This window comes from Klebsiella sp. Sb-30, from assembly GCF_057652795.1.
In genome coordinates, this window is record NZ_CM172749.1 from 2,560,261 (window position 1) to 2,586,780 (window position 26,520).

The 26,520-nt window shown below is 55.5% G+C and carries 27 protein-coding genes; 13 read left to right on the plus strand and 14 right to left on the minus strand.

Annotated features, from left to right (window positions below; genetic code table 11):
• The first annotated feature begins 29 nt into the window (after window positions 1-29).
• The 4 genes from urtB to urtE are packed head-to-tail and all read left to right on the plus strand — an operon-like array spanning window position 30 to window position 4,173.
• Window positions 30-1,595 (plus strand): urea ABC transporter permease subunit UrtB, encoded by a 1,566-nt coding sequence (gene urtB / locus AC236I_RS12025; protein ID WP_088402557.1) that lies wholly within the window; start codon window positions 30-32, stop codon window positions 1,593-1,595.
• Window positions 1,595-2,668, plus strand: a complete 1,074-nt coding sequence (gene urtC, locus AC236I_RS12030; protein WP_004862322.1) for an urea ABC transporter permease subunit UrtC — start codon at window positions 1,595-1,597, stop codon at window positions 2,666-2,668. Before urtB ends, urtC begins: the two co-directional genes overlap by 1 nt.
• The gene (gene urtD, locus AC236I_RS12035) at window positions 2,668-3,465 is read left to right on the plus strand and encodes an urea ABC transporter ATP-binding protein UrtD (protein WP_004862320.1); all 798 of its coding nucleotides are present in this window, start codon (window positions 2,668-2,670) and stop codon (window positions 3,463-3,465) included. Before urtC ends, urtD begins: the two co-directional genes overlap by 1 nt.
• A 9-nt stretch (window positions 3,466-3,474) precedes the next feature.
• Window positions 3,475-4,173 (plus strand): urea ABC transporter ATP-binding subunit UrtE, encoded by a 699-nt coding sequence (gene urtE / locus AC236I_RS12040; protein ID WP_004862317.1) that lies wholly within the window; start codon window positions 3,475-3,477, stop codon window positions 4,171-4,173.
• Window positions 4,174-4,220: 47 nt separating this feature from the next.
• On the opposite strand, the gene AC236I_RS12045 is transcribed toward urtE, so the two are convergent.
• Both AC236I_RS12045 and ydeE read right to left on the minus strand, forming a co-directional pair.
• On the minus strand, window positions 4,221-4,691 hold the full coding sequence (locus AC236I_RS12045) for a helix-turn-helix domain-containing protein (protein ID WP_048023699.1): 471 nt from the start codon (window positions 4,689-4,691) through the stop codon (window positions 4,221-4,223).
• 117 nt (window positions 4,692-4,808) lie between these two features.
• The gene (gene ydeE, locus AC236I_RS12050) at window positions 4,809-6,005 is read right to left on the minus strand and encodes an efflux MFS transporter YdeE (RefSeq protein WP_015584269.1); all 1,197 of its coding nucleotides are present in this window, start codon (window positions 6,003-6,005) and stop codon (window positions 4,809-4,811) included.
• Between the two features lie 193 nt (window positions 6,006-6,198).
• Between ydeE and eamA the strand changes: the two genes are divergently transcribed.
• Together eamA and AC236I_RS12060 are read left to right on the plus strand one after the other, a co-directional pair.
• On the plus strand, window positions 6,199-7,098 hold the full coding sequence (gene eamA, locus AC236I_RS12055) for an O-acetylserine/cysteine exporter (RefSeq protein ID WP_015584270.1): 900 nt from the start codon (window positions 6,199-6,201) through the stop codon (window positions 7,096-7,098).
• A 126-nt stretch (window positions 7,099-7,224) separates the two neighbouring features.
• Window positions 7,225-8,118 carry a LysR family transcriptional regulator gene (locus AC236I_RS12060; RefSeq protein WP_126509644.1) on the plus strand — a complete coding sequence of 298 codons (894 nt, stop codon included), beginning with the start codon at window positions 7,225-7,227 and terminating at the stop codon, window positions 8,116-8,118.
• Here AC236I_RS12060 and AC236I_RS12065 read toward each other — a convergent pair.
• Together AC236I_RS12065 and AC236I_RS12070 are read right to left on the minus strand one after the other, a co-directional pair.
• The gene (locus AC236I_RS12065; RefSeq protein ID WP_015584272.1) at window positions 8,113-8,715 is read right to left on the minus strand and encodes a LysE family translocator; all 603 of its coding nucleotides are present in this window, start codon (window positions 8,713-8,715) and stop codon (window positions 8,113-8,115) included. The two genes, AC236I_RS12060 and AC236I_RS12065, sit on opposite strands and share 6 nt — an antisense overlap.
• A gap of 326 nt (window positions 8,716-9,041) precedes the next feature.
• On the minus strand, window positions 9,042-9,440 hold the full coding sequence (locus AC236I_RS12070) for a MerR family transcriptional regulator (RefSeq protein ID WP_004862264.1): 399 nt from the start codon (window positions 9,438-9,440) through the stop codon (window positions 9,042-9,044).
• Between the two features lie 77 nt (window positions 9,441-9,517).
• Here AC236I_RS12070 and AC236I_RS12075 point away from each other — a divergent pair, with 77 nt between their 5' ends.
• The 3 genes from AC236I_RS12075 to AC236I_RS12085 all read left to right on the plus strand — a co-directional run bounded on the left by AC236I_RS12075 (window position 9,518) and on the right by AC236I_RS12085 (window position 13,223).
• Window positions 9,518-9,997, plus strand: coding sequence for a DUF2938 domain-containing protein (locus tag AC236I_RS12075; RefSeq protein WP_004862262.1), 480 nt, complete (start codon window positions 9,518-9,520; stop codon window positions 9,995-9,997).
• A gap of 159 nt (window positions 9,998-10,156) precedes the next feature.
• Window positions 10,157-11,215: a 7-bladed beta-propeller protein YncE gene (yncE, locus tag AC236I_RS12080; protein WP_487608815.1), complete on the plus strand. Its 1,059-nt coding sequence runs from the start codon at window positions 10,157-10,159 to the stop codon at window positions 11,213-11,215.
• Window positions 11,216-11,243: 28 nt separating this feature from the next.
• A complete protein-coding gene (locus tag AC236I_RS12085; RefSeq protein ID WP_032724237.1) occupies window positions 11,244-13,223 on the plus strand; it encodes a TonB-dependent receptor domain-containing protein in 1,980 nt (659 codons plus the stop codon).
• A 50-nt stretch (window positions 13,224-13,273) separates the two neighbouring features.
• Here AC236I_RS12085 and AC236I_RS12090 read toward each other — a convergent pair whose 3' ends face one another.
• The 7 genes from AC236I_RS12090 to AC236I_RS12120 all read right to left on the minus strand — a co-directional run bounded on the left by AC236I_RS12090 (window position 13,274) and on the right by AC236I_RS12120 (window position 20,007).
• Window positions 13,274-13,702 (minus strand): cell envelope integrity TolA C-terminal domain-containing protein, encoded by a 429-nt coding sequence (locus AC236I_RS12090; RefSeq protein WP_004862255.1) that lies wholly within the window; start codon window positions 13,700-13,702, stop codon window positions 13,274-13,276.
• A gap of 167 nt (window positions 13,703-13,869) precedes the next feature.
• Entirely contained in the window at window positions 13,870-14,982 is a 1,113-nt protein-coding gene (locus tag AC236I_RS12095) for a M20 family metallopeptidase (protein ID WP_015584277.1), read from the minus strand.
• Window positions 14,982-15,737: a glutamine amidotransferase gene (locus AC236I_RS12100; RefSeq protein WP_004862251.1), complete on the minus strand. Its 756-nt coding sequence runs from the start codon at window positions 15,735-15,737 to the stop codon at window positions 14,982-14,984. Before AC236I_RS12100 ends, AC236I_RS12095 begins: the two co-directional genes overlap by 1 nt.
• 13 nt (window positions 15,738-15,750) lie before the next feature.
• A complete protein-coding gene (locus tag AC236I_RS12105) occupies window positions 15,751-16,830 on the minus strand; it encodes a phosphotriesterase family protein (protein ID WP_004862249.1) in 1,080 nt (359 codons plus the stop codon).
• Window positions 16,831-16,837: 7 nt separating this feature from the next.
• Window positions 16,838-17,839, minus strand: a complete 1,002-nt coding sequence (locus AC236I_RS12110; RefSeq protein ID WP_004862247.1) for an ABC transporter permease — start codon at window positions 17,837-17,839, stop codon at window positions 16,838-16,840.
• An 18-nt stretch (window positions 17,840-17,857) separates the two neighbouring features.
• On the minus strand, window positions 17,858-18,604 hold the full coding sequence (locus AC236I_RS12115) for an ATP-binding cassette domain-containing protein (RefSeq protein ID WP_160873108.1): 747 nt from the start codon (window positions 18,602-18,604) through the stop codon (window positions 17,858-17,860).
• A gap of 380 nt (window positions 18,605-18,984) precedes the next feature.
• Window positions 18,985-20,007, minus strand: coding sequence for a LacI family DNA-binding transcriptional regulator (locus AC236I_RS12120; protein ID WP_004862242.1), 1,023 nt, complete (start codon window positions 20,005-20,007; stop codon window positions 18,985-18,987).
• A 343-nt stretch (window positions 20,008-20,350) separates the two neighbouring features.
• Here AC236I_RS12120 and AC236I_RS12125 point away from each other — a divergent pair, with 343 nt between their 5' ends.
• Window positions 20,351-21,304: an ABC transporter substrate-binding protein gene (locus AC236I_RS12125; protein WP_004862240.1), complete on the plus strand. Its 954-nt coding sequence runs from the start codon at window positions 20,351-20,353 to the stop codon at window positions 21,302-21,304.
• 1 nt (window position 21,305) lies between these two features.
• On the opposite strand, the gene AC236I_RS12130 is transcribed toward AC236I_RS12125, so the two are convergent.
• Window positions 21,306-22,178, minus strand: coding sequence for a PfkB family carbohydrate kinase (locus tag AC236I_RS12130; RefSeq protein ID WP_487608816.1), 873 nt, complete (start codon window positions 22,176-22,178; stop codon window positions 21,306-21,308).
• 26 nt (window positions 22,179-22,204) lie between these two features.
• Between AC236I_RS12130 and AC236I_RS12135 the strand changes: the two genes are divergently transcribed.
• The 3 genes from AC236I_RS12135 (at window position 22,205) to AC236I_RS12145 (ending at window position 24,356) form a co-directional block, all read left to right on the plus strand.
• Window positions 22,205-23,050, plus strand: a complete 846-nt coding sequence (locus tag AC236I_RS12135; RefSeq protein WP_004862236.1) for a BtpA/SgcQ family protein — start codon at window positions 22,205-22,207, stop codon at window positions 23,048-23,050.
• Window positions 23,050-23,694 carry a TenA family protein gene (locus AC236I_RS12140; protein ID WP_004862233.1) on the plus strand — a complete coding sequence of 215 codons (645 nt, stop codon included), beginning with the start codon at window positions 23,050-23,052 and terminating at the stop codon, window positions 23,692-23,694. Before AC236I_RS12135 ends, AC236I_RS12140 begins: the two co-directional genes overlap by 1 nt.
• Before the next feature lie 101 nt (window positions 23,695-23,795).
• On the plus strand, window positions 23,796-24,356 hold the full coding sequence (locus AC236I_RS12145; protein WP_032717588.1) for a nucleotidyltransferase family protein: 561 nt from the start codon (window positions 23,796-23,798) through the stop codon (window positions 24,354-24,356).
• 306 nt (window positions 24,357-24,662) lie between these two features.
• Here the strand turns inward: AC236I_RS12145 and AC236I_RS12150 are convergent, their stop codons facing one another.
• Both AC236I_RS12150 and AC236I_RS12155 read right to left on the minus strand, forming a co-directional pair.
• Complete coding sequence (locus AC236I_RS12150) at window positions 24,663-25,244, minus strand: dihydrofolate reductase family protein (RefSeq protein ID WP_032717483.1); 582 nt, start codon at window positions 25,242-25,244, stop codon at window positions 24,663-24,665.
• Window positions 25,245-25,638: 394 nt separating this feature from the next.
• Window positions 25,639-26,442: a helix-turn-helix transcriptional regulator gene (locus AC236I_RS12155; RefSeq protein WP_004862226.1), complete on the minus strand. Its 804-nt coding sequence runs from the start codon at window positions 26,440-26,442 to the stop codon at window positions 25,639-25,641.
• Window positions 26,443-26,520: the final 78 nt, after the last annotated feature.

Sequence of the window (26,520 nt, forward strand, 5' to 3'; positions counted from 1 at the left end):
TAACGGGGAAATGACACAAGGAGATACTCATGAGCACATGGCGCATAGTGGGGTATTACCTCGCGCTACTGGTGATGATCGTGCCGTGGCGGGCGCAGGCAGCGGATGCGGATGATTTTGTGACGGCCAACCGTACCCAGCAGGCGCGCCTGCTGGAACAGTGGGCCGCCGCACCCGATGCCCGGCGGCTGCCGCTGCTGCGGGCGCTGAAAGCGGAAACCCTGGTGGCTGATGACAGTGGCCACGCCTTCAGCCAGCAACAGGCGCTGGGGGCCGCGCGCACTCCGCAAGGGGCGACAAAACCGGTTCGCCTCACCAACCGCCTGCGTAACCTGGTCGCCGGGGCGTTGGCCACCCATTTGCTTTTCAGTGACAGTGTCACGGAGAGGGCGGCAGCCGTCAAAACGCTACAGCGGGAGGCGACGCCGGAAATGGCGGGGCTGCTGCAACAACGGCTGGCGGTTGAAACCGATGAGGGGGTTAAAACGCAGCTGGACATTGCGCTGGCCCGCCTGCAGCTTGCCAGCCCGGACAGCGCCAGACGGCTGGCCGCCGTTGAACAGCTCGGTCACGCCGTGGATCCGGAGACTCAGGCGCTGCTGATTCCCTATACCGATCTTCAACATGAGCCTGACGCCCGCGTGCGCGATGCGGCGGCAAACAGCCTGAGCCAGATTAAACAGCGTCTGCTGCTCGGCGATATTCTCGGCCAGGCATTCATGGGGCTATCGCTGGGGTCGGTGCTGCTGCTGGCAGCGCTGGGGCTGGCCATCACCTACGGGTTGCTGGGCGTCATCAATATGGCGCATGGCGAGATGCTGATGATCGGCGCCTACAGCTGCTGGCTGGTGCAGCAAGCGCTGGCACAGCTGGCGCCGCAGTGGCTGGCGTTCTATCCGCTGGTCGCGCTGCCGGTCGCTTTCCTGATAACCGGCGGCATCGGTATGGCGCTGGAACGCACTATCATTCGTCATCTCTACGGCCGGCCGCTGGAGACGCTGCTGGCCACCTGGGGGATTAGCCTGATGCTGATCCAGCTGGTGCGCATGCTGTTCGGCGCCCAGAACCTGGAAGTGGCAAACCCGGCCTGGCTCTCCGGCGGCTTGCAGGTTCTGCCGAACCTGATCCTGCCGTGGAACCGCCTGGCGGTGCTCGGCTTTGTGCTGCTGGTGCTGTTCTTCACCTGGTTAATTCTCAATAAAACCCGCTTAGGCATGAACGTGCGGGCGGTGACCCAAAACCGGGCGATGGCCGCCTGTTGCGGCGTGCCAACCGGGCGAGTGGATATGCTGGCATTTGGTCTCGGTTCGGGTATCGCCGGTCTGGGTGGTGTGGCGCTGTCGCAGCTGGGAAATGTCGGCCCGGAACTGGGCCAGGGCTATATCATCGACTCCTTCCTGGTGGTGGTGCTCGGCGGCGTCGGCCAGCTGGCGGGGAGCGTAGTGGCAGCCTTTGGCCTCGGCATCTTCAACAAAATCCTCGAACCTCAGCTCGGGGCAGTGTTGGGCAAGATCCTGATCCTGGTGCTGATCATCCTGTTTATTCAGAAGCGTCCGCAGGGTCTGTTTGCCTTAAAAGGGAGGGTTATTGACTGATGAGCCAACCAATTAGCTTAACATTAGCGCGTAAGGCGCCGCGATCGCTGCAATGGCTTGGTGTACTCCTGGTGCTGGGGTTGCTGAGCATGCCGTTTCTGGCGCTGCTGCCGCAGTCACATCCGCTGGCGGTCTCCACCTGGCTGCTGACCCTCAGCGGTAAAATTCTCTGTTACGCGATTGTCGCCGTAGCGCTGGATCTGGTCTGGGGTTACGCCGGTATGCTGTCGCTGGGCCACGGCATCTTTTTCGCCCTCGGCGGCTATGCGATGGGGATGTATCTGATGCGCCAGGCGGCGGGCGATGGTCTGCCGGCATTCATGTCTTTTCTGTCATGGAGCGAGCTGCCGTGGTTCTGGTGGGGAACCCAGCATTTTGCCTGGGCGATGCTGCTGGTGGTGCTGGTTCCGGGCGTACTGGCCCTGGTCTTCGGCTGGTTTGCTTTCCGCTCTAAAATCAAAGGGGTCTACTTCTCGATCATGACCCAGGCGTTGACCTACGCCGGCATGCTGCTCTTTTTCCGTAACGAAACCGGTTTTGGCGGCAACAACGGTTTTACCGGATTCACCACGCTGCTTGGCTATTCCGTTACCGCGACCACCACGCGGGCCGCGCTATTTATGGTCACGGTTTTACTGCTGCTGCTGACGTTAGGGATCGGCTATCTGCTGGCGCAGAGTAAATTCGGCCGTGTCCTGACGGCGGTGCGTGATGCGGAAAACCGGCTGATGTTCTGCGGATACGATCCGCGCGGCTTTAAGCTGCTGGTGTGGACGCTGTCGGCGGTGCTGTGTGGCCTCGCGGGGGCGCTGTACGTGCCTCAGGTGGGCATTATTAACCCCAGCGAAATGTCGCCAACCAACTCCATTGAAGCGGCTATTTGGGTGGCGCTTGGCGGTCGCGGCACCTTAATTGGCCCGGTACTTGGCGCCGGGCTGGTGAACGGAGCGAAGAGCCTGTTCACCGTCACTATGCCGGAATACTGGCAGCTGTTCCTTGGTCTGATTTTTATCATCGTGACCCTGTTTCTACCTCGCGGGGTTATTGGCCTGCTGCGCAAAGGAGACCGCTAATGCAACCGGATGAAGGCCTGTTTACCCGCCAGCAGCCCACGGACCGCTTTCGCGAGCAGACCGACCCGGTGCTCGAGCTGGAGAACATCAACGTCACTTTTGATGGTTTCCAGGCGCTGACGGATCTCTCATTGCAGATTGGCGTGGGCGAGCTGCGCTGTATTATCGGGCCGAACGGCGCCGGGAAAACGACGCTGATGGATGTCATTACCGGCAAAACCCGGCCGCAGAGCGGCAGGGCGCGGTATGACCAGTCGATCGATCTGCTCGGGCTTGATCCTATCGCTATCGCCCGCCAGGGGATCGGCCGCAAGTTTCAGAAACCGACGGTGTTTGAGGCGCTGACCGTCGCCGAAAACCTTGAGCTGGCGTTGAAAGGCGATAAGTCGGTCTGGGCCAGCCTGCGGGCGCGGCTGAACGGCGAGCAGGAGGACCGCATCAGCGACATTCTGCGCCTGCTGCGTCTTGATGGCGAACGCGCGCGCCCGGCGGGGCTGCTTTCTCACGGGCAAAAACAGTTTCTCGAGATCGGCATGCTGCTGGTTCAGGAGCCGCATCTGTTGCTGCTGGATGAGCCCGCTGCCGGGATGACCGATGCTGAAACCGAGTATACCGCCGAGCTGTTCCGCACCCTGGCCGGGCAACATTCCCTGATGGTGGTGGAGCACGATATGGGGTTCGTCGAAACCATCGCTGATCGGGTCACGGTGCTGCATCAGGGCCAGGTACTGGCAGAGGGCTCGCTCCGCGAGGTACAGGCGAATGAGCAGGTGATTGAGGTGTATCTCGGTCGTTAAGGAGAGCGAATGTTACAGGTTAATCAGTTACATCAATACTATGGCGGCAGCCACATTCTGCGCGGGGTCGATTTTGAGGCCCGGCAAGGCGAGGTCACCTGTCTGTTGGGGCGCAATGGCGTGGGTAAAACCACCTTACTGAAGTGCCTGATGGGGCTGATCCCGGCGCGCAGCGGTGAAGTCATCTGGCAGGAGAAAACCATCACCCAGCGTAAACCGCACCAGCGGGTGCAGGCCGGTATTGCCTATGTGCCGCAGGGTCGTGAAATATTTCCTCGCCTGACGGTTGAAGAGAATCTGCTGATGGGGCTGTCGCGGTTTCCGGCCAGCGAGGCCGGGCAGGTACCGGAGGAGATTTATCAGCTGTTTCCGGTGCTGAAAACCATGAAACAGCGGCGCGGCGGCGATCTCTCCGGCGGTCAGCAGCAGCAGCTGGCTATCGGTCGCGCGCTGGCCAGCCGGCCGCAATTGCTGATTCTGGATGAGCCGACGGAAGGTATTCAGCCGTCGGTCATCAAAGAGATTGGCGAAGTGATCCGCCAGCTGGCGAACCGTGGCGATATGGCCATTCTGCTGGTCGAGCAGTTTTATGACTTTGCCGCGGCGCTGGCCGATCGCTATCTGGTGATGTCGCGGGGAACGATTATTCAGCAGGGGAACGGCGCGGCGATGGAAGCGGAAGGGGTGCGCGGCATGGTGACGATTTAACCTTATCGGCCCGTGAGGGCCGATAAGCGTCTTCCCCGCTCCTGTCGCTATTTGCGCAGCAGTCGCTGCAGCCGCGTCTGACGCCAGCTGCGGATCCATCCGCCGAAAACAAACAATCGCATGCCTCTCACCAGCAGCAACGCCCCCCAGATCCCGGCGACCCAGGCAGACCAGTTGTTCTCCGGGTTGGTAAACCGGTTAAGTAAAACCAGCAACACGCATACCACCACAGCGGTCGACAGTGAGCGGAAAAAGCGGCTTTCCTGATGCACGCGCGCTTTTGCCTCTTCGATGCGTAAATCGAGAGACTCTTCGTGCCCCGCCGGGGAGTCACCGGTGATATCGGCAACGTTAACTTCAAAGACGGCGGCAAGGGCGCTCAGCGTTTCCAGCCCTGGGCGGTCGCCGTTTTCAATGCGCTGAATTGTCCGCACGCTGAGGCCGGCAAGTTCTGCCAGCTGCTCCTGGGACCAGGCGCGCTGTAGACGTAATTGTTTAACCTGATTAGTGCTGTTCATCATGTCTATCTCCGGGTGAAAACCTGAGATGGAGTGTGGCGCCGGGCTCTGTCGGGCACCACGATCCGCAGCCGACAGTTGCACGACATTAACCCGACAGCCGCATGACGCCTGGGGTTACGCGCTGACGGCCGAACAGCCATTCTGCCACGGGCGAATTTTCATTCCGCGGAAGATCATCAGCCAGGCAACGATAATAGCGAGCATCAGCACCACAAACAGCGACCAGTGCGGCATATGGGTCAGGATAGATCCGGTAATCATCGGGTTGAAGGCGGCGCCCAGCCAGCCCAGCGACTGGGCGGAAAAGTAGCTCGCCTTCATGCCGGCGGGGGCGATGTTATCAATCAGCATATACTCACCGGGCGCGTAAATGACCTCGCCAAGCGTAAACACGGCGGCAGAGAGCCCCCATAGCAGCAGGCTGCTGTCGGAAACAATAAATCCCCCCAGACCGAGGACGAAACAGAACGTACCAAAGGTCATGAGCGGACGAATATTCCTGGCGCTCAGGCGACGGCCGACGGCGTACTGCAGCGCAACCACCACGGCGGCGTTGACCGGGAGTACCACCGCCACCACCTTTTCGGCAAAATCGCTATCGGCGACCACCAGCACATACTGCGAAATACAGGAGGCGAATGAACCGCCGACGAACGAGGCCAGCAGGCCGGAAAGCGTAAACCACATCAGCGCGCGGTCGCGCAGCAATACGGAAGGCGACCATTGGGTGGCATTATCCTGGGCAATGGTCGCCGAGGAGCGCTGAACGAAGAGCTGAATACCAACCAGCGGCAATGCGGCGCAGGCCGCCGCCAGCCAAAATGGCAGGTTGATACTGTGCATCACCAGCAGCGTGCCGATGGGCGGGCCGACGGTCCAGCCGATGTTGAGAAAGGTATAGTTGAGGGAGAAGATCCGCGCTTTCTTTTCCGGCGACAGAACATCGGCAAACCACGCCTTCAGCACGGTGGAGAAGACGGAGTAGGCGCAGTTGATCAGAGCAAAGAAAAACACCACCAGGCTTACGCTATTGACCAGCGGAATCGCGATAAAGCCGCAGATAAAGGCCAGCACGGCGATAAGCATATAGCGCTTTTTATCAAACTTATCGGCCAGAATGCCAAACCCCATGCTAAAGACGACGCCGACGGTGAGGGCGATGGAGAGCGCATAGCCAATTTTATCCACCTCAAGCTGGTACTGGCGGGTGAGGAAAATGGTCATAAAGGGCAGCGTTGCACCACGGCCGATAGTCAGCAGCAGCGAGGATGCCAGCAGCGCGATGGTGGAGCGCCTGATGGTCGGTATCATGTTGTTTGCCTGATGAAATGTTTTTTTTATGTGGTACTGCTCAGAAATACCATGCTCTCAGGACCTTGTATAGCGCAACCCGGTGTCATCATGTGCTTTGGTACCCTGCTAAAAATAATGATCTATCCGGCGGGCGCTTTTTTGGGTACTTTGATTTTGTTCACAAAAATTCATATAACAACAGAGGCAGGGTATGACACGTAAAGACGGGCTGCTGGCGCTGCTGGTGGTAGTGGTGTGGGGGCTGAATTTTGTGGTGATTAAGGTCGGACTCCACAATATGCCGCCGCTGATGCTGGCGGGACTGCGTTTCTTACTGGTGGCCTTTCCGGCGCTGTTGTTTGTTGCCCGTCCCAAAATTCCGCTGCGCCTGCTGCTCGGCTATGGCCTGACCATCAGCTTTGGTCAGTTCGCCTTTTTATTCTGCGCAATTAATCTTGGGATGCCCGCTGGCCTGGCCTCTTTGGTGCTGCAGGCGCAGGCGTTCTTCACCATTATTCTTGGCGCTTTTGCCTTCGGTGAACGCCTGCAGGGAAAACAGCTGGCCGGGATTGCGCTGGCTATTTTTGGCATCCTGGTGCTGGTGGAAGCCAGCCTCGGCGGCCAGCATGTTCCGGTCGTCGGATTTATGCTGACTCTGGCGGCGGCGTTGAGCTGGGCGTGCGGTAATATCTTTAATAAGAAGATCATGTCCCGCGCCGAGAAACCGCAGATTATGTCCCTGGTGGTGTGGAGCGCGCTGATTCCGGTGCTGCCGTTTATGCTGGCGTCATGGGCGATCGATGGCCCGCAGACGATGGTGGCGAGCCTGATTCATATTGATATGCTGACCGTGCTCTCGCTGCTTTATCTGGCGTTTATTGCCACGATTGTGGGCTACGGCATCTGGGGCTCGCTGCTTGGGCGCTATGAAACCTGGCGCGTGGCGCCGCTGTCGTTGCTGGTGCCGGTAGTGGGGATGGCCAGCGCCGCGCTGTTGCTCGGCGAAACGCTGAACGGCTTGCAGCTGCTGGGGGCCGTTTTGATTATGGCCGGGCTGTATATCAACGTTTTCGGCCTGCGGACCTGGCGGACGGGCGTGGTCCCAAGATAAGTAAAGGCCATATATCTGGACAGGGATGTTTTTTGCATGACGGCGCCAGGGTTGCTTGTCGCTGGTCTTTGACCATGATGTGGTTAGGCTCAGGGGCAAAGCGAATGAGTGACCAAAGGAATATAAATGATTGATGACATCCGCTACCTGATCGTTTTTGCAAAAATTGTAGAGGCGGGATCCATCTCAGGTGGCGCAGAAGCTTTAGGGCTGACGACCGCAACGGCGAGCACGCATCTGGCAAAACTGGAAAAAAATCTGGGTAGTGCTCTGCTATATAGAAATACCCGGAAATTCTCTCTGACTCACGATGGCCTCAGTTTGCTGGAGACGGCCAAATCTATGCTGGAGCTGTATGAGAAGGGGGTTATTGAATTTAAGCAGCGGTCTATATCAACGGCTAACAAGCTGCATATTTCTGTTCCTGCCGTTTTTATCAATAGCGCATTTACTCGCCATCTTGCGGTTTTTATAAAGGAATATCCGGATGTTTTCCTCAATATTTCTTATAGCGACACGCGGAAAGATATTATCGGAGAGAGTATTGATGTTGCTTTTCGGATTGGGGAGCTCCCGGACAGCTCACTCAAAGCCCGGCATCTTTTTGTGCTGCCCCGGCAGCTCGTCGCATCAAAGGCGTTGTTAAGCCAATATAAGCCCATCAACCACCCTGATGATCTTGAACCACTGCCCTGGATTGGACTGACCATGAGGCAGAACCAGCGGGCGTTCAGGCATAAAAATGGCGAGGTGGCGTTAGTAAAGTATACGCCAACGGTTGTCGTTGATAATGTTGAAGCGGCCTATGCTCTTGCAAAGCAACACATTGGACTGGCCGCTCCCCCTCGCTATCTGAGTGAGAATGATGTTAAGCGCGCAGAAATGCAGGAAGTACTCCCGGACTGGTCATTAGAACCTCTAAAGGTATACGCCATATGGCCGGCGAATATATCGACCAGCAGTATTGCCTACAAATTGATTAATAATATTTATAATTCGTTTGAGTCGCATAAATTATGAATGATTCAGGAATGGCAGACAGAGCATGTAGCCAGCCGTAACGATCAGCGAACTGCCCATCAATAAGTTAAACGTACGGATACGTTGTCTGCTCCTGAGCAGCATTGACACTTTGTCACCAAGGACTGCCCATGAAGCCAGTGAGAGATAACAGACTAAAAAATAAATCATGATAAAGACGGATACCGTTGTTCTGGTTGCCGGGTCGGAAAATAACGCCGCTCCTGATGCGCAGGCAGTCCAGGCTTTCGGGTTGAACCATTGCATTAAAAAACCCTGAATGAAACCTGGGGTCTCTGCTTTTTGTAATGACAAATCAGGGTGAGACGACGCTATTTTATAACCCAGGTACATGATAAATACTGCGCCAGCAACGTTGAGATATTTGAAAAATAACGGGTGCTGTTCAATTGCAGCGTAGAATCCGAAACAAACGAATATAAGCAAGGCAGTAAATCCTGTTGTCGCACCAGAGACAAACGGGAAGGTTTTTCTAAATCCATGCGCCGCCGCTGACGATATAATGATCATATTTACCGGGCCTGGTGAAAATGACATGGTGAGGGAAAATATAAACATCGTAACAATTAAAATCATTATTTCTCCGCGAATGTTAAATGTTTAATCAGCATGGGGGTATTGTCCAATAGCGTTGCTGATATCCCGACAGGCTACCTATAAATAGGCATTAGAGTAAGTGGCTTTTCTCTAAAGGTGTATTTGATGTTTTCACCGCACAGTGGCCATAAAGCCCGGCTCATTACCGGGGCGCTGAGGTTTGTTTGTCGTTGTAATGATATGAATTTATTGTTTTTTTTAAGTTGGCAGGGCGACCGGCGGCCCTGTACACGTAGCAGACGGGGCTAACCCGACGCGCATTCTGAGAGGCGGTGGCATAATCAGCATATGCTCGCTGGGAAATGTTACCTGACCAGTCGAAGTCCTCGTGAAACGATTCTCTTGAATTCCTCACAATGGGTATGCTCGGGCTGAGTACAGCGCGCAACATGTTTTAGTCCGCGGCTTAATAATTGCAGTCTGCGAATGGTCACGTCAATTTCCCGTGAGCGTTTGTGGAGCAGTTCGCGATTAATATCTGGAGGAGCTTCCGTACCGATCATCACGGCGATTTCATCCAGAGAAAACCCTGCGGCCTGTCCCAGCGCAATGAGTTGCAGTTTATAAAGCACATTCTCATGGTACTGCCTGCGAAGACCATTTCGCCCGACAGGCCGAATTAATCCTTTCGTTTCGTAATATCGCAATGCGGAGGGTTTAACCCCGGCAAGGTCAGCGATCTCTCTGATATCCCGTTCTTTCATTGTTGACTTAAACCTCACTTTAAGTTGCACACTGGCTGTCAGCTTAGCATTCCATCAATAAGGAGCAGACATTGGATATGATTATTCTCGGTAAAACGGTCATAACAGGCATCGGCGCCACGCTGATCATGGATATCTGGTCACTTTTGCAGAAATACCTGCTCAAAGTACCGCCGTTAAACTATGCGCTGGTTGGGCGCTGGATTTTATGGTTGCCCAGAGGAAAGTACTGGCATTATACGATTGCGACAACGCCGCGAATACAAGGGGAGATGTTCACCGGCTGGATGTTCCACTACCTGATCGGGGTCGTTTTTGCTTTTGTACCGCTTATGCTGAACGCAACCGCCTGGTTCAGCGAGCCCTCTCTTAAAGTCGGTCTTCTGGCCGGTTTATCGACGCTATTTGCTCCGTTCATCATTCTGCAGCCGGCATTGGGTTTTGGTTTCGCTGCTTCACGAACCCCTCGTCCCTGGCTGGCTCGTCTGCTCAGTCTGCTCACGCATCTGGCGTATGGGGGAGGGCTGTATATCTCAGCCCTGATGATGAGCGCCTGAAGATAAAGCATTTTCGTCCGGTCATTTCACCAGCTTATAGCGCGGCGGCTTCAACGCTAGCACAAAAAATGGTAGGGAATATGAAGATAAATGCAATTGCAAATGATATTTATTTTCATTAATGTTTGCATTCCGTAAACTACTGTAAAGAAAAATTACATGTCTACCGTATCCCTGACGAAAGTAACGCTTTGCGCGCTGGCCATTTCATCTTCTCTGCCTGTTTTCTCTGCCTCGGCTAAGGATTTTACCGAGCAGGCCTTCCGCTCACAGCCTCTTGGCCACGGCGTTTATGAGCTGGCTTATGACAACAGTCAGAAGACGCTCTATGCCGCCTCAGCGCCCTCGTTTGAGAAAGATAAAACGACGGGCGTTGTATTTCGGCTGGCGGCCGATTCTCTGCAGATTAATCAGAAGATAGCCACCGAACGGCGTACCTTTGCACTTTCTCTGGATGAAGAAAACCATATCCTGTATTTGGGCAATGCGCTGGATGGTTCGCTAACGCTCGTGGATACGTTGACCAATAAGGTGATTAAAACTATTCAGCTAAGCGATGATGCGGATCCTGAGAAACAGGCTCACGTGCGCGAAGTGGTGCTGGATAAGCAAAATCAACGTCTGTATGTGTCCGGGATCGGGCGCAAAGACAAAGGGCTGCTGTGGGTTGTCGATACGCGAAAGCAGCAGCTTAGCGAAACGCTGAATCATCTCGAACCGGTGGGGTTTGCCGTTGATGACGCGGGTAACAAAGTGTATGTAGTTACCGGCAACGGGGAGTTGGTGACCCTCGATGGCAAAACGTCGAAGCTCCTTGCCCGCGTGAAGGTCGACCCGGCTGAACCGGACCATTATTTCCTCAATATCGCCCTGAACAGCGCCGCGGGAGTCGGGTATATCGCTGATACCAACACTCGCGATGTGCTGGTGGTGCGGCTGGACTCCGGCAAGCTGGTGGATCGTATTGCCTCGCCCAATTCGGTCGCCGTGCTCTATAACGCCGCGCGCGATGAAATCTACGTTACCCATCGCAACGATCGTTCGATTAGCGTCATCGACGCAAAAAACCATCATCTCAAACACGCCATCAAAACGGCGGCCATGCCCAACAGTCTGGCGCTTTCTGCGGATGCCGGAACGCTTTATGCCAGCGTCAAACAGGACGAAAAAAGCGACCAGGCTGACTACGTTCTCAAGATTGATCTAACTAAATTCTAAGGACTTTTTTGTGACGATTAAGACACACATGGAGGTGGCGATTGCGCTCGCCTTCGTCAATCTGCCCGCGGCTGCCTACGCTGCAGATAGCGTTGCCGTAAACGAAGAGCAGATGGTAGTCACCGCCACGGGTTTCAGCCAGGAGAGGCGCGAGGCGCCGGCGACGATCTCGGTGCTTGATGAGAAGGCGCTGAATACCCGTTCCAATCAGAATGTCGCGGAAGCGCTGCGCGAGATGCCGGGCGTGCTGGTGGGCAACGGTCACGGCAGTCTGGCCACCGGCGATGTACAGATGCGCGGTATGGATTCGACCTATACCTCGTTTATGGTCAACGGTATCAAGCAGTCTACCCGCGAATCCCGTCCCTACGGGCATCACATTGGTAGCGAAGTGGCTTTTATGCCGCCGCTGGCTGCCATTGAACGGGTGGAGGTCATTCGCGGCCCCATGTCCTCGCTGTATGGCTCTGACTCGATTGGTGGCGTGGTCAACGTCATCACCAAAAAGTCCTGGAACCTCGAAAAATGGACCGGGGTGCTGGAGGATAATTATTTCCTGCAGGAAAAAAGTGAATACGGCAACACTAATCAGACCAACGCTTTCTTGATGGGGCCTGTCATCCCGGGCAAACTCGGGATCAGCGTGGGCGCAGACTACCTCGATCGTCGCGATGATGATAGCCCAACCAAAGAGCGCTTCGTGAAGCATCAGGCCGGGAATCTGGACGCCACCATTTCTCTGTCGCCTACCGATACTCAGCTCTGGGATCTGAACGCCTCTAAAGGCAATCAGGAGAAAACCCATAACGATAAAGCGTGGTACTGGGGCTTTGACCGCGATGCGGCCTCACTGTCACAGCATGCCTGGTACGGCGATGATCTGGTGGAGGTGAAGAACTTTATCAGCTACGAGAAGGCCCGCACGGAGTACCGCGTGCCCGGGATGGATTCGCAATTTATTAAGCAGAATAATTTTGAGGCCAATAGCGCGAATACCTTTACTCTGGCCGATCACAAGCTGACGTTAGGCGTAAACTTCACGCGCAATGAGCTGAATGACACCTTCGGTATTGCGGATAAGCAGGCGCCCGGCGTCACTCCGGTGAGTAAAATTACGCGTCATGGTTGGGCGGTTTTTGCGGAAGATGCATGGATGATGGTGCCGGACTTTACGCTGACCACCTCTGCGCGCCTGGATCATGATAGCTACTTTGGCTATCACGTCACGCCTAAGCTGTATGGTAACTGGACTATCGACGAGACCTGGGCGCTGAAAGGGGGTGTCTCCGCCGGTTATAAAAAACCGGATTTACGGCAGAACAACGCCGGTTTTACCAGCGTCTATGGTGCTTATCCCTATTCTGAGATTGGTATCGGCAACGACGATCTGAAGCCGGAACAGAGCATCAACACCGAACTGGGCGTGTACTGGCAGCAAAACGCGCTGGCGCTGGATGCGACGCTTTTCCATACCAAATTTAAAGATAAAATCAGCGACCATACCATCTGTACCTCATCGGCCAGCCAACAGTGTCAATACAATGGCTATACCGCTGATAGCGTGTCGCAATATATTAACGTCGGGGATGCGGAGATCTACGGCCTGGAGCTGAACGGCGACTGGCAGGTGACCGCGGCGCTGAAGGCCAACGCCAACTATACCTATACCCACAGTGAACAGAAAAGCGGTGAGTATAAGGGCTATGCGCTAAATGATTTTCCGAGCAGTATGGCCAACGTTTCGCTGTCGTGGAATACAACGTCCGATCTGGAGTTGTGGACCAAGGCGAGCTGGCGCAGCAACTCGCCGGATATCGGCAAGTCCAGCTCAACGGATGCGTATGCGCTGGTTGATTTAGGCGCGCGTTACCATCTGAATAAACACGTCACGTTGATGAGCGGGATCTACAATCTGTTTGATGTGAATCCGGTTTACACCACCACCTACAGGCAGACCGCGATGCTGGAAGGGCGGCGCTATAATTTCGGCGGCCGCGTGGAGTTCTGAGAATGATGCAGGGGCCAAGGGCCCCTGAGACAATATTGCGGAAATCCCGCTCACGGTCTGAAATCCATAATGGCATTGTTGAATGTCTGATAGGTTTGTTCATCCGGGGCTGGCGGAATCTGCGCCTCTTGTAGCGCGGCTATAATTTCCGCGCATAAAGCCGGATCGCCATGCGCTTGCGTTGGATTCTGCACCTTCCCGTCACGCTGGAACGTTAAGCGCACGGAGCATTTTTGCCCCTGATACGCCTGCGGCTGGTCTATTTTAGCGAAGATAGCCGTTCTGACCTGATGCAGATAGCGCAAATTAGTCGCCCGTGGCGAATTGTCTGACCCCATCTCATAATCTGCAAACAGCTTATCCACTTCTGCCGATAATTTAGCCTTTTCAGCGCTCTCAGGTGGGGAAGCGGTGCCTGAGCAGGCCGTCAGGAGTAAAGAGAGGAAACAAAAGAGTAGCGGACTGCGTCTCACGGTCATGGTAATGCCTCCTTGCCTGGTAGGATAAATTCGGCGTGATATGCGGTCATCCTCTGCTATTCAGCGAGGGTATTCAAATGTTTATCAACGAGTGTGCCTGCGGAGGTTCGAACGCAGGCATTCTTTCCGTGTGACGCTGTCACTTTTATGCGACTCCGGCAGGCAGATTACCGCATCCAGTCGCGGATAATTTCTCCGTACAGCTGTTCCGCTTCCTCCAGTCGGCTGAGCAGGCAGTACTCATCGGTTTGATGAGCCAGAGACGGCTCGCCGGGGCCGAGAATAATACAGGGCGGGTTGCCCAGCGCAGGCAGCAGCAGGGAGGCATCGGTAAAGTAGGGAACCACGCGCGGCTCAAGCGGCCGATCGTGCAGCGGCTGGCAGCGTTGATAAACCTGCTTTATCCAAACGTGGTCCGCTTCGCTCAGTACCGCGGGCAAGTCAACCAATGTCGACACCGTGACGCTCTCACCAAGCAGCGTGGTCAATCGCTGCCGGATAGTGGCGTGCTGTAAATTGGGCGCGCTACGGATATCGACATCAAAACGCGTGCGGTCCGGCACGGAGTTGATATTGAGCCCGCCTTCGATTCGTCCGACGTTAAGAGTGGGCTGTTTCATCAGCGGATGCGGCGCGCCTGGCGAGAAATGTTGAATCTTACCTACCGCATCCGCCGCCAGATAGATAGCGTTAATCCCCAGTTCCGGCATCGCGCCGTGCGCGGTTTTCCCTCGCGTTTCACAACGTAGCCAGAGGGCGCCTTTATGCCCGATAACCGGGTAATTGGCGGTGGGTTCGCCGACGATCAGCGCCCCGATCTCCGGCAACGGAGCGGAGGCGATCAGCGCCCGGGCGCCGTCACAGCCGGTTTCTTCCCCTCCGGTAATCAGCAATACCGCACCGCTGCCGGCGAGAATAGTTTCCCGCTGATGAACGCAGGCGACGGCAAATGCCGCCACCGCTGCTTTCATATCGCTGGCGCCGCGTCCATAAAGACGACCGTCCTCCGTCTGTGAACCGAAAGGATCGTATCGCCACTGCGCGTTCCCAAGCGGCACGGTATCCAGATGTCCGGTAAAAGCCAGCGGTTTACCGGCTGTCATCCCGGGCAGACTGGCGATCAGATTGCTGCGTCCCTCGCCGAACGACGACAGCGAAACCTCAAAGCCGCTCTCTTGAAGCCAGTCGGCAAAGAAGCGCATGCAGTCAGCTTCGCTACCCGGCGGGTTGATGGTGTTAAAGCCCAGCAGCTGCCGGGCCAGTTGAAGGGTGGTGGTCATCAGTCGCGTTCCGTTAGCCAGTCGAGGCAGTTAATCCACAGCTGGCGATAGCCGGGCCATTTGGCAAACTCTTCCGGCAGCCAGTGTGCGGACATATCGCTGGTCCACACCAGCGAGCGACCCTGTTGATATTCGCGAATAGCCAGCAGCGGATGACCGGTTCCGGCGACGGTAGCCAGCAGTTTGCCCTGCGGATGCATTTCCACTTCGTTATAGCCCAGCAGCCACGGCCATTCGCCAGGAATATCGTTAAACAGGGCGTGAGATTCTGTCACTTCGGCATAGCAACCTTCCGGGGTTTCAATACGATCGTCCCATGCCAGACAGCGCACCGGCAGAACTTTCTCCACCGCGGTATGGCGATAGCGTGCGCCGCCGTTAATTCCCTGGAAGCTGTAATAGCCCCCAATCATCATCAGCGCACCGCCGGCGGCAACGTAGTCATGGATCAGCGTCAGCCGGTTGGCGGTGCGCCGGCTTTTCAGCCAGGTATCCGGATGCAGCAGCAGCGTATTGGCGCCAATATCCGACAGGATAATTGCATCCCACTGCCGCAGCGCTTCCTGAGTCAGCGGGAAGTCGGTCGCCGCCGCGTGGGCAGGCATGTAGGTAATCGCGTAATGACTGTCCGCAAGCGCGGCGAGAAAATCCGTTGCGCCGGTGTGCCAGGTAGCGGTGGCAAACTGATCGAAGCCTTTAATGTGCGTTGAAGTGCTGGTCCAGGATTCCCCGACCAGTAAGATTTTTTTCTGCATTATGAGTTTCCTTTTATCCGCCAAAGACCCGTTGGGGATTGCCAATCATCAAGGTTTCAAGCTGTTCGCCGCTGACGCCGTGGCGCCGCAGACGAGGAACAAAGTGCTTGAGTATGTAGCCGTAACCGTGGCCGCCGTAGCGGGTGAGCATGGTTTTCAGGAACACATCCTGCGACAGCAAAATCTGCTGGAGATAGCCATCGTCAATTAGCTCGCGAATCGCACGGGCGTTCTCCTCGTCGGAGGGCGACTGCGCCGACTCGTCGGCATAGTAGTAGCTCATGCCGATCATGTCGTATTCGAGAAACGCTCCGCGCTGCGCCAGTTCGCGCTGGTAGCGCTTATCGGCAAAGCTGGGATTCATATGACACAGCACCGTATGACGGAGATCGGCGCCTTCCTGTTCGAGAATATCCAGCACCCGATGACCCAGTCTCTCCCAGCCCGGCAGATGGACCTCGATCGGCACGCCGGTCGCGGCGCTGGCCCGGCCGGCCGCGCGCAGAGACTTCTCTTCATCCGGCGTAAAACGGCTTGAGATACCGATTTCGCCGATAAGCCCGGCGAGCACCTCCGGTTTCTCCTCCGCGCCGCCAAGATCGTAAATCAGCCGTTCGGCCAGCTGTTCGACGCTGCTGGTTTTTACCCACTCGGGGTGTGACGGCTCCAGATAGAGGCCGGTACCCATAACAATGTTCAGACCGGTCAGACGCGCGATGCGCGCCAGCGCTTTGGGGTCGCGGCCAATGCCGATATTGGTCGGGTCGACCACCGTTTCCCCGCCAAGCGCGCGATATTTGGTCAGTTCTTCAATCGCGACGTCGACATCAAACAGCTGGCAGTTATCGCGGCTCATCAGCGGGTTCAGCGACAGTTCGCCGAGGTTTTCCATCTTCACCGGCATTTCGGCTAGATGGCGATCGCTACAGCAGCAGGGCGGCACCCATTTGCCGGAGGCGTCCAGCAGAATATGCTCATGCATCAGCGTGACGCCCATCTCGCTAATCGGCAACGGGCCCAGCACCGTCATGACGTAACCGCTGCTGACGCCGACCGGCAGCGGGGAGGGATGGCGAAAAATTGATCCTTTCATCAGCTATCTATCCTTTTGCCGCCGAGCGCGTGGGGTTGAGAATGCGGGTGTTCAGCCAGATAGCCAGCAGGATGATAGTGCCGGTGGCTATCTGGGTGTAGAACGGTGAAATATGCGACAGGATCAGCCCGTTCTGAATCACCGCAATCGACAGCGCGCCGAGCAGCGTGCCGATAATCGTCCCGAAGCCGCCAAACAGGCTGGTACTGCCGAGCACAACGGCGGCGATGACCTGCAGTTCAAAACCTTCGCCCTGGTTGGAGGAGCCGCTGCCGAGACGTGCGGTAATAATCATTCCGGCCAGCGCGGCGGCCATTCCGCTGATGATATAGACCTTCATGGTCACCGCTTTGGTGTTAATCCCGCTGCGTCGTGCGCCTTCGGCATTCGCGCCGATAGCCGTCACATAGCGGCCAAAACGCATATGGTTGAGAACGATATGCCCGATAATCAGAACCATAATGCCAATCAGCGCTGGCATGGGGATACCCACGACCCACGCGCGCCCTATAAAGGTAAACAGGCTGTCAGCGGGAAGCGGAATCGAATAGCCCTGGGTCACCAGCAGCGCGATACCGCGCACAACGGCCAGGGTGGCGAGGGTGACGATAAACGCCGGAATGCCTTCATAGGCAATAAAAAAGCCGTTGATGGCGCCGACTAATCCGCCGAGCAGCAGACCGCCGAGCAAAACCACCGGCCACGGCAGTCCCCAGTTGTTCAGGGCGATAGCGGAAAGCGCGCCGACCAGCGCGAGGGTGGATCCCACCGACAGGTCGATGCCGCCGGTGGTAATCACCAGGGTCATTGCGGTTGCGACGATCAGCAGCGGGGCGCTCTGACGGATGATATTCAGCCAGTTGGTGCCGGTGAGGAAATTGCCGGTAATCAGCGAAAACACCACGCAGCAGAAGACAAAAAATAGCGCGATGCTCACCACGCCCGAGTGGTTATGCAGCAGGCGGCGCGGCAGCGAATGCTGGATCATGCGGGAGCTGCTTAAGTTCATGATACTCATCCTGTTACCTCAATGTGCAGCCGCAGAGCGGGCGGTGAATTTCTCGCCCACAATCAGGTTAACGATATCGCTCAGGCTGGTGTCGGCCACCCGCCGGTCGGCGACGTTGGTACCTTCATACATCACCATGATCCGGTCACAGACCAGGAACAGGTCCTGCAGGCGGTGGGTAATCAGAATAACGCTCACGCCGCGAGCGGAAACGCGACGAATTAGCTCCAGAACCGCTTCAACTTCCGCGACGGCCAGCGCGGCGGTTGGCTCGTCCATGATCAGCACCTTCGGATCAAAAGCCGCCGCGCGGGCGATGGCAATGGCCTGGCGCTGGCCGCCGGAAAGATTTCGCACCAACAGGCGAGTATCAGGAATGGAAATTCCCAGCCCTTTTAGCATCTCCCGGGCATCGGCGTGCATTCTGGCTTCGTCGAGAAAGGGGATGCCGAGGAGCGATTTCATCGGCTCGCGACCCATAAACAGATTGCCCGCGACGTCGACCGTGTCGCATAGCGACAGATCCTGATACACCATCTCGATATGGCAGCGACGCGAATCGGCCGGATTAGCAAACTGGTGCTGTTCACCGTCGATACGAATAGTGCCGCTGGAGGGGATCACCGCGCCAGATAGTACTTTGGTCAGGGTTGATTTCCCCGCGCCGTTATCGCCCACTAATCCCAGCACCTCGCCCGGAGCCAGCTCCAGGTTGACTCCGCGCAACGAACGTATCGACCCGTAGGTCTTGGTGATATTGATCATCTCCACCCTTGGCGGGGTAGTTTGTGGCTGCTGCATCTGATAACTCCCATCGCTATTGCCGGGAAAATGTTCGCCAGCCTGCGGGAGATACCCCATCCGACACGGTTTACATTCTAGTAAACCGGTTTACCTGCGGAGTGGAGCACTCGCCAACACAGTCTGGTCAAACGCTATGTAAGATATTTGTTCGCCAGTAAGAACATTGCAGCATCCGTGCCAGGGCAGGAACAACACCGCAGCCCTGTGACTTAACCTTATGTAATAGATAGTGTTTCTTGATTACATTCCGGTAAACCGGTTTACTGATTATAGTGAAGAGATGGCAGGTTGAACGTTTTTTGCGCCAAAACTGGGCGCTTTTGCGCCATTTTGGGACGCGCTTAACAAATCTTGATCGAGTCGCGGCCAATCCATTCCACCGGCAGGCGGGTTTCTGCCGGGATATCTTTGTCGTCGTTGAGCAAGCGCATCATGATGTTCACCGCAGTGCGGCCCAGCTCCCGGGCGGGCTGGCGGATAGTTGAAATACGCGGCTGGGTGAAATCGGCATAGCTGGCGTCATCGAAGCCGACTAACGACAGCGCCTCCGGCGCCTGCAGTCCGCCGGCGCGCAGCCCATCGAGCAGGCCAAGCACCAGATAGTCGCTGGCGGCGAAGACGGCAGTAGGGCGAACCGGCTGACTAAACAAATACTGCAGCGCCTGTTGGCCGAACTCGCGCTGGTAGTCGCCGTACATAACCCATTCGGGGGGCCAGCTCAGACCGGCCTGCTTCATGGCGGTGCAAAAGCCCTGATAGCGTTCGCGGACGCTCATCAGCTTGTCCGGACCGCCGACGAAAGCGATATGGCGATGCCCGGCGGCGATCAGTTTTTCGGTCGCAATCCGCCCGCCCTGGACGTTATCGGCAAAGACTTTAGGAACCTTACTGCCGGGAATGTCCTCATCCAGCAGCACAATGCGTTCGTGGCGCTGAACCTCTTTGCGCAGCAGGCCGTTATCGGGGCGGTTGGTGGTGAACAGCAGACCATCGACCTGGCAGGTATCCAGCCAGCGTATAAACTGACACTCTTTTTCCGGGTTATTACGAGTGATGCACAGTACCAGGCTGTAGCCGTTGGCAGAGGCGGCCTCTTCGGCGGCATCGGCCAGTTCGGCAAAGAAGGGGTTGGTGATGTCGGGCAGCACCAGGCCAAGGGTTTCGCTTCCGCCTTTACTCAGACGGCGTGCGAGGCTATTACCGCGATAGTCCAGTTCGCGTATTGCCGTTTCGATGCGGTCGATGGTTTCCTGCGGCAGCACAATACTGTTGTTCATATAGCGCGACAGGGTAGCCTTCGACAGGCCCGCCAGCTTTGCCACGTCGGATAATAATACGCGTTTTATACTCATTTCCTGCGCCATTTCTGCCAGAATCGGCTATCTGTAACATAGTTAAGCGCGGTGGATACAGCAATATCTCTGTTAACAATATCCTTAAATAAATGCTTGACAAATTTTAAATGGCGGAGAATTGTATAGGCAGTTTACCGCATCATCCGGGAAGTCATTCCCAAACCCGTTTAACTCATTCCAGTCGCGCACCGACACGGACCGGTTGCCGGAATGAAATTAAGCAGGTCCAGCCGAACGTTCGACGATCGTTCTGGCCATATAGACGATATTTGCCCGCCAAAAAATAATCCTTCTGCGTTCGCATGCGACGCGGAACTCTGCTGGCTATCAACTATTCCCGACGAGGATACTGATGATGTTATTTAACACCGGAAAACTGCGTTTTATTGCTATAGCAACGACGATGCTGGCATCAGTGAGCTTTATTTCTACCGCCAGTGCCGCCGCTCCCACTTATGCACTGGTACAGATCAATCAGCAGGCTCTGTTTTTTAATTTGATGAATAAAGGCGCTCAGGATGCAGCAAAAGCCAGCGGTAAGGATTTAGTTATTTTTAACTCTAACGACAATCCCGTCGCGCAAAATGACGCGATTGAAAACTATATTCAGCAAGGTGTTAAGGGCATTTTGGTTGCCGCTATCGACGTTAACGGAATTATGCCCGCGGTAAAAGAAGCCGCCGCTGCTAACATTCCTGTGATTGCTATTGATGCCGTATTACCGGCCGGGCCTCAGGCGGCTCAGGTGGGCGTGGATAATATCGAAGGCGGCAGAATTATTGGCCAATACTTCGTTGACTACGTGCAGAAAGAGATGGGCGGCCAGGCGCGGCTGGGGATCGTCGGCGCCCTGAACTCGGCGATTCAGAACCAGCGGCAGAAGGGCTTCGAAGAGACGCTGAAAAGCAACCCGAAAATTACCATCGCCAACGTCGTCGACGGGCAGAACGTGCAGGATAAAGCGATGACCGCGGCGGAAAACCTGATTACCGGCAACCCCGATTTGACGGCTATCTATGCTACCGGCGAACCTGCGCTGCTGGGTGCCATTGCCGCGGTGGAGAACCAGGGGCGTCAGAAAGATATTAAAGTCTTTGGCTGGGATCTGACGGCGAAGGCGATTTCGGGTATTGACGGCGGATACGTCACCGCCGTACTGCAACAGGATCCGGAAAAGATGGGGGCCGAAGCCCTCAAGGCGTTGAACAGCATTACGTCGGGAAAAACCGTGCCGAAAACCATTCTGGTTCCGGCAACGGTGGTGACCAAAGCGAACGTTGATAGCTACCGCTCGCTGTTTAAGTAGGTCAGTGCGCGCCGCCCGTGGCTAACAGGGCGGCGAGTTCCTGAGCATCGGGAAACGCGCTGAGCGTGCCCCGGCGGCTAACGGTAATCGCGGCAGCACGGCTGGCATGGGCAAGCGCCAGGCGATCTGGTTCGACGTCGCGCAGTAGCGCGGATGCCAGCATCACAGCGAGGAACGTATCGCCCGCGCCGGTGGTATCAAGCGCCTCGGCGGGGGCGGCGGGGCAAAACTGACGCTGGCCATCACGGATCAGCCAGGCACCTGCTGCCCCCTGGGTAATCACTAAGGTTTTTACGCCGTATGGCTGGAGCAATTCAGCCTCTGATTCGTTGACCACTGCGATGTCGATAAGCGGCCACAGATGACAAAAGTCAGGATTGACCGGTGAGGGGTTGAATACCGTTGTCATACCGCGGGTTCTGGCGTACTGGAATAGCGCCCGCGTTTTCTCCAGGGAGAAATTGCCCTGTTGTAGCAAAATATCGCCCGCGGCGGCATCGGCCATGTGTGGAATAATATCATCAAGATGGAATGTATCGGCGGCGGCGGTAGTGGTAATGATGGCATTATCGCCATCAGCGCTATTTAAAATAATCGAGGTATCGCTATGTTGGTTAAAATGGCAGTCGGGTAGCAACGTTAATGCTTCATTTTGTATCCGCTGGCGAATCCAGATTCCATTGCTGTCATTTCCTGTGGCAGCAATTAAGCTCGTTTCTATTCCACTGCGGGATAATATAATCGCCTGATTCGCGCCTTTACCGCCGATATCCTGCGAAACTTTAACGCCATGAATTGAAGTGCCTTTTTTTGGTATATCCGAAACAGACCAGGTTTCATCTACGGTAATATTGCCGATAACGTAAACACGCATAGTGTTCCCTTAACAGGATGGATAAGATGGTTGCTATCTCAGCAGAAAAAACGAATGCAATACAAGCTATTTTTTCACGTGGTAAAGTTGTTATAGGTGTTATTCATTGCGATCCTTTTCCCGGCACGCCTAAATATCGAGGGAAATCAGTGGGTGATATTGTCGAGCGTGCGCTTCGGGATGCTGAAAATTATATTTCTGGAGGCGTTCATGGCTTGATTGTTGAAAATCATGGCGATATCCCTTTTTCTAAACCTGAAGATATCGGTCATGAAACCTCGGCGCTGATGGCGGTCATTACCGAGAAAGTACGCGAGCGTTTTGGCGTACCGCTGGGAATTAATGTCCTGGCAAATGCTGCGATTCCGGCGATGGCTATCGCTCTGGCGGGGGGCGCCGATTTCATTCGCGTCAATCAGTGGGCCAATGCTTATATCGCCAACGAAGGGTTTATTGAAGGGGCGGCGGCCAGGGCGTTGCGCTATCGCAGCATGCTGCGCGCTGAACATATCCGCGTTTTTGCCGATAGCCACGTTAAGCACGGCAGCCATGCTATCGTTGCCGATCGTTCGATTCAGGAGCTGACTCGCGATGTGGACTTTTTCGAGGCCGACGCGGTGATTGCCACGGGTCAGCGCACCGGCGATAGCGCCACGATGGCGGAAATTGATGAGATTCGCGCGGCGACAGAGCTACCGTTATTAGTGGGCTCGGGGGTGACACCAGCCAATGTCAGCCAGATCCTCGGACGGACTCAGGGAGTCATTGTGGCCAGCACCATGAAGGTTGATGGCGTCTGGTGGAACGACGTAGAGCTGGCCCGGGTTAAGCATTTTATGTCCGTCGCCCAGGCCGCGCTGGAGGAGGCATAATGGAAGCATTTAGCGATCGCCTGCTGCGCGAACATCAGCAGGTCTGGCAGACGATGCAGAGGCACCGTTTTGTGGTTGATATTGAACAGGATCGTCTGCCGACAACCGTATTTAACCGCTATCTGGTGTTTGAGGGCAACTTTGTCGCCACGGCAATCGCGATTTTCGCCCTCGGGGTCAGCAAGGCGCCGGATATTCAGCAGCAGCGCTGGCTTATCGGCGTACTGAACGCGCTGGTAGACACGCAGATTGCGTGGTTTGAACAGGTCTTGTCAGACCGGCGGATTAATCCCGCGGATTATCCGCACGATTTGCCAGCCGTGCAGCGCTTTCGCGACGGCATGCTGCGGACAGCCCGGTCGGGCAACTATGAACAGATCATTACCATGATGTTCGGGGCGGAATGGATGTACTACTCCTGGTGCCGGGGGGCGAGCGAGCATCGTCAGAGCGATGCTGACGTCAGGCGCTGGGTGGTAATGCACGCCGAAGACGACTTTTATCAGCAGGCTCTCTGGCTGAAGAACGAACTCGATCGCTGCGCCATGGCGCTGAGTGAAAACGAAAAGCAGGCGCTGTCGGCGCTGTACGGGGATGTGCTGCAGTGGGAAATTGATTTCCATCACGCCGCGTACGAGGATTAGCCGCGAGGTAATAGCAGGGGGGCGCCAGCAGCGGCGCCCCCCTGGACATTGATGCTATTATCAGGCAGATAGCAACCTTAATCACTGTTTTCAGGGAAATGATGAAATATCAGGACGTATTGCAGGACCTGTTGTTAAACGACCCGATAAGAATGAAGGCGCTGTATGCCGTTCAGGCGCTGGAACTCAGCGATGGCTGGATTGGTGCCGGCTTGGTCAGAGATGCGGTCTGGGATCATCTGCACGGATACGGGCAAAGGCCAGTCTCAGGTGATGTGGATGTTGTCTGGTTCGACCCGAAAAACTGCAGTTCAGTTGTTGATAGCGCTCTGGAAGAGACGCTCAGCCGGCAATCACCGGTCTTTAACTGGTCGGTGAAGAATCAAGCCAGGATGCATCAACGTAATGATAATGAACCCTATTGCTCGACAGCGAATGCTCTTCGCTACTGGCCTGAGACGGCGACGGCCGTCGCGGTCAGAATAGGCCGTTCCACCCTTCTTGAGATCATTGCGCCTTATGGGCTCGACGATCTGTTTGAACGACGTCTTCGGGCAACGCCATTCTTTGAGAGCGATAAGCGGGATGTTTTCTGGCAGCGTGTCGTGGCAAAACGGTGGCTGGAACGCTATCCGGATTTGCAGCTAATCCTGCCCGCATAGTGTGGGCCTGGGGTTATAGTGGATTATCGTTGGAGATGATGAAAATGAAAGACTTGTTTACATCGGCAGGCCATCATCGAGAGCGCACGATTTTCATCAGGCCACAGCGCAATGACAACATTGCGCCTCCCTAATATCTATGTAAGTAAAGTCCGCTGCGTGCCAGGAGCGGATGTTGCGACCCCTTAGGCGCTATTGTCAATCAGGGTAGACACATAGCGCAAAACATCGATTGGCTACACTTTTGCAGAAATGCAGCCGCCCGGAGTTTTATTCCTGTTGCTGAACTATCGGAACCTGGCATTATTAATTTCGTTTCACCTCGTATTGCAGACACACTACGCCCGACGGGAAAACGTGACTCTTCACCAGCATGAGTGAGGTTCTGTGTTTTATATTTTGGAACAAGGGAATGCCTTGCCCCAGCAGAATCGGATTGACGAATAGCCAATACTCATCAATAAGGTTTTCCGCCATTAGCGAGTGAGTAGCTGAGGGACTACCAAACATTAAGATTTCGCTACCCGCGCTCTGCTTGAGCTTGCTGATTTCGCCGCTTAAATTGCGACTGATAATTTGCGTATTAGGGTGATTTTTCTCCAGAAGGGTTTTCGACAACACCACTTTGTGGGCAGATTTATACCAACGCGAATGCGCATGGTCATGTGGGCTGGCGTCAGGCTTGTCGGCAGCCGTTGGCCAGTACGATTCCATCATCTGGTAGGTGGTGCGCCCATATAAGGCGGTGTCGGTTTGCTGAATTCGCTGCTCTACGTATTCAAACAGGTCGGGGCTTATGCTTATCCAGGCCAGACCCGCCGGGCCCTCTGCGGTAGAAGCGACAAAACCATCTAGCGACACATGGACAAACGAAACTATTTTTCTCATGATTTTCTCTTTGATTAGGTTTTGATTACATAGCCTGCGAGGCGCGCCAGGGTTTGCTTCCCGCTTTCTATCGCCCCCATTTTCTCCAACGCTATCTTGCGTGCTTACGCATCCGGAAAAAACAGAGGTATCGTTACTTTGATTTGTCCATCCACCGCTCATCGCACCGGAGAGGGTGACGAAGGTGTTCCCGGGCACGCTCAAGTTGTATTGGATCAAGATGAATAAAAGAACGAAGTAGTGAGAAAAACAAGTTGCCTCCCGCGGAAAGCCCCTGGTCCCGAAGGTATCTGAAGATCGCCAGATGGGATCGGAACGTAGTTACGTGAGCAGCTGCGGTAGATTCAGCCGTGTTTAAGCCAGCGGGCGAAAGCCACTGGCCCCACGCTGAATGCTAATCAGCAAGCGCTGGTTCCTCTTTTTGGCGCGCATACACCACCAGCCTCAGATGCCTGTCTTCATCCACGGTCAGCGACGTGAATTCGAAAGGCACGGGCTGTTCCTCTATCAGCAAACGGCGGATGCCATTACAAGGCGCGTGAACCTGATGTTGTCGCCACCAGGTTTTGAACTCGGGTGAAACCTGTTCCAGCTCATTGACCAGTTCAGGAATATCGCTGCTCTGGCTGGCGCGAGTGAAGTCACGGCGAAAGTCAGACAACATCAGCGGAGCCTGTTCATCCCAGTCAACCACACGCGCCCGTAGCGCGGAATCGGTGAACAGTAGCCAGAGCAGGTTACGCCGCTCCGGTACATGACGGGCAAAATTAAACAGCTTATCGGCTAACATATTAAAGCCCAGGACATCCCAGCGCAGATTGAGCACAAAAGCAGGATGCGGCAGATCGTGCATCAGCCGCCGCACAAGGGGAGGGAGTACGCACCAGGTTTTTCCGGGGTCGGCAGGAGGACGCTGATGTGCGAGCATAAAGAGGTGTCGACGTTCAGCGGCATCCAGTTTCAGTACCCGCGACAGATTATCCAGAAAGGTGGACGACACCCCAATATCCCGGCCCTGTTCAAGCCACGTGTACCAGGTGAGGCCGACTCCGGCAAGCGCCGCGACTTCTTCACGCCGGAGGCCTGGCGTCCGGCGCCGGGTTCCGCTGGGCAACCCGACGTCGGCAGGTGACAGACGTTCCCGCTGTGCCCGCAGGAAGGCTGCCAGATCGGAACGCGTTCGATTCAGTGTGCGCATCGCTTATCTCGTTACTTAAAGTAATAGTATAAAGTGTTAAATTGTAATGGTTTAAAGAGCAAGAGAGAATCGTCGCAT

Excerpts from the sequence above, each read along its gene's own strand:
- AC236I_RS12075 (WP_004862262.1), top strand. The coding sequence starts at position 9,518 with ATGATTATTCTCGGTAAAACGGTCATAACAGGCATCGGCGCCACGCTG.
- urtC (WP_004862322.1), top strand. The coding sequence starts at position 1,595 with ATGAGCCAACCAATTAGCTTAACATTAGCGCGTAAGGCGCCGCGATCG.
- AC236I_RS12125 (WP_004862240.1), top strand. The coding sequence starts at position 20,351 with ATGATGTTATTTAACACCGGAAAACTGCGTTTTATTGCTATAGCAACG.
- urtE (WP_004862317.1), top strand. The coding sequence starts at position 3,475 with ATGTTACAGGTTAATCAGTTACATCAATACTATGGCGGCAGCCACATT.
- AC236I_RS12110 (WP_004862247.1), bottom strand. The coding sequence starts at position 17,839 with ATGAACTTAAGCAGCTCCCGCATGATCCAGCATTCGCTGCCGCGCCGC.
- AC236I_RS12100 (WP_004862251.1), bottom strand. The coding sequence starts at position 15,737 with ATGCAGAAAAAAATCTTACTGGTCGGGGAATCCTGGACCAGCACTTCA.
- urtD (WP_004862320.1), top strand. The coding sequence starts at position 2,668 with ATGCAACCGGATGAAGGCCTGTTTACCCGCCAGCAGCCCACGGACCGC.
- AC236I_RS12155 (WP_004862226.1), bottom strand. The coding sequence starts at position 26,442 with ATGCGCACACTGAATCGAACGCGTTCCGATCTGGCAGCCTTCCTGCGG.
- AC236I_RS12105 (WP_004862249.1), bottom strand. The coding sequence starts at position 16,830 with ATGAAAGGATCAATTTTTCGCCATCCCTCCCCGCTGCCGGTCGGCGTC.
- ydeE (WP_015584269.1), bottom strand. The coding sequence starts at position 6,005 with ATGATACCGACCATCAGGCGCTCCACCATCGCGCTGCTGGCATCCTCG.
- AC236I_RS12090 (WP_004862255.1), bottom strand. The coding sequence starts at position 13,702 with ATGACCGTGAGACGCAGTCCGCTACTCTTTTGTTTCCTCTCTTTACTC.
- AC236I_RS12150 (WP_032717483.1), bottom strand. The coding sequence starts at position 25,244 with ATGAGAAAAATAGTTTCGTTTGTCCATGTGTCGCTAGATGGTTTTGTC.
- AC236I_RS12120 (WP_004862242.1), bottom strand. The coding sequence starts at position 20,007 with ATGGCGCAGGAAATGAGTATAAAACGCGTATTATTATCCGACGTGGCA.
- AC236I_RS12130 (WP_487608816.1), bottom strand. The coding sequence starts at position 22,178 with ATGCGTGTTTACGTTATCGGCAATATTACCGTAGATGAAACCTGGTCT.
- AC236I_RS12145 (WP_032717588.1), top strand. The coding sequence starts at position 23,796 with ATGAAATATCAGGACGTATTGCAGGACCTGTTGTTAAACGACCCGATA.
- AC236I_RS12070 (WP_004862264.1), bottom strand. The coding sequence starts at position 9,440 with ATGAAAGAACGGGATATCAGAGAGATCGCTGACCTTGCCGGGGTTAAA.
- AC236I_RS12065 (WP_015584272.1), bottom strand. The coding sequence starts at position 8,715 with ATGATTTTAATTGTTACGATGTTTATATTTTCCCTCACCATGTCATTT.
- AC236I_RS12060 (WP_126509644.1), top strand. The coding sequence starts at position 7,225 with ATGATTGATGACATCCGCTACCTGATCGTTTTTGCAAAAATTGTAGAG.
- urtB (WP_088402557.1), top strand. The coding sequence starts at position 30 with ATGAGCACATGGCGCATAGTGGGGTATTACCTCGCGCTACTGGTGATG.
- eamA (WP_015584270.1), top strand. The coding sequence starts at position 6,199 with ATGACACGTAAAGACGGGCTGCTGGCGCTGCTGGTGGTAGTGGTGTGG.
- AC236I_RS12115 (WP_160873108.1), bottom strand. The coding sequence starts at position 18,604 with ATGATCAATATCACCAAGACCTACGGGTCGATACGTTCGTTGCGCGGA.
- AC236I_RS12135 (WP_004862236.1), top strand. The coding sequence starts at position 22,205 with ATGGTTGCTATCTCAGCAGAAAAAACGAATGCAATACAAGCTATTTTT.
- AC236I_RS12045 (WP_048023699.1), bottom strand. The coding sequence starts at position 4,691 with ATGAACAGCACTAATCAGGTTAAACAATTACGTCTACAGCGCGCCTGG.
- AC236I_RS12095 (WP_015584277.1), bottom strand. The coding sequence starts at position 14,982 with ATGACCACCACCCTTCAACTGGCCCGGCAGCTGCTGGGCTTTAACACC.
- AC236I_RS12140 (WP_004862233.1), top strand. The coding sequence starts at position 23,050 with ATGGAAGCATTTAGCGATCGCCTGCTGCGCGAACATCAGCAGGTCTGG.
- AC236I_RS12085 (WP_032724237.1), top strand. The coding sequence starts at position 11,244 with ATGGAGGTGGCGATTGCGCTCGCCTTCGTCAATCTGCCCGCGGCTGCC.
- yncE (WP_487608815.1), top strand. The coding sequence starts at position 10,157 with ATGTCTACCGTATCCCTGACGAAAGTAACGCTTTGCGCGCTGGCCATT.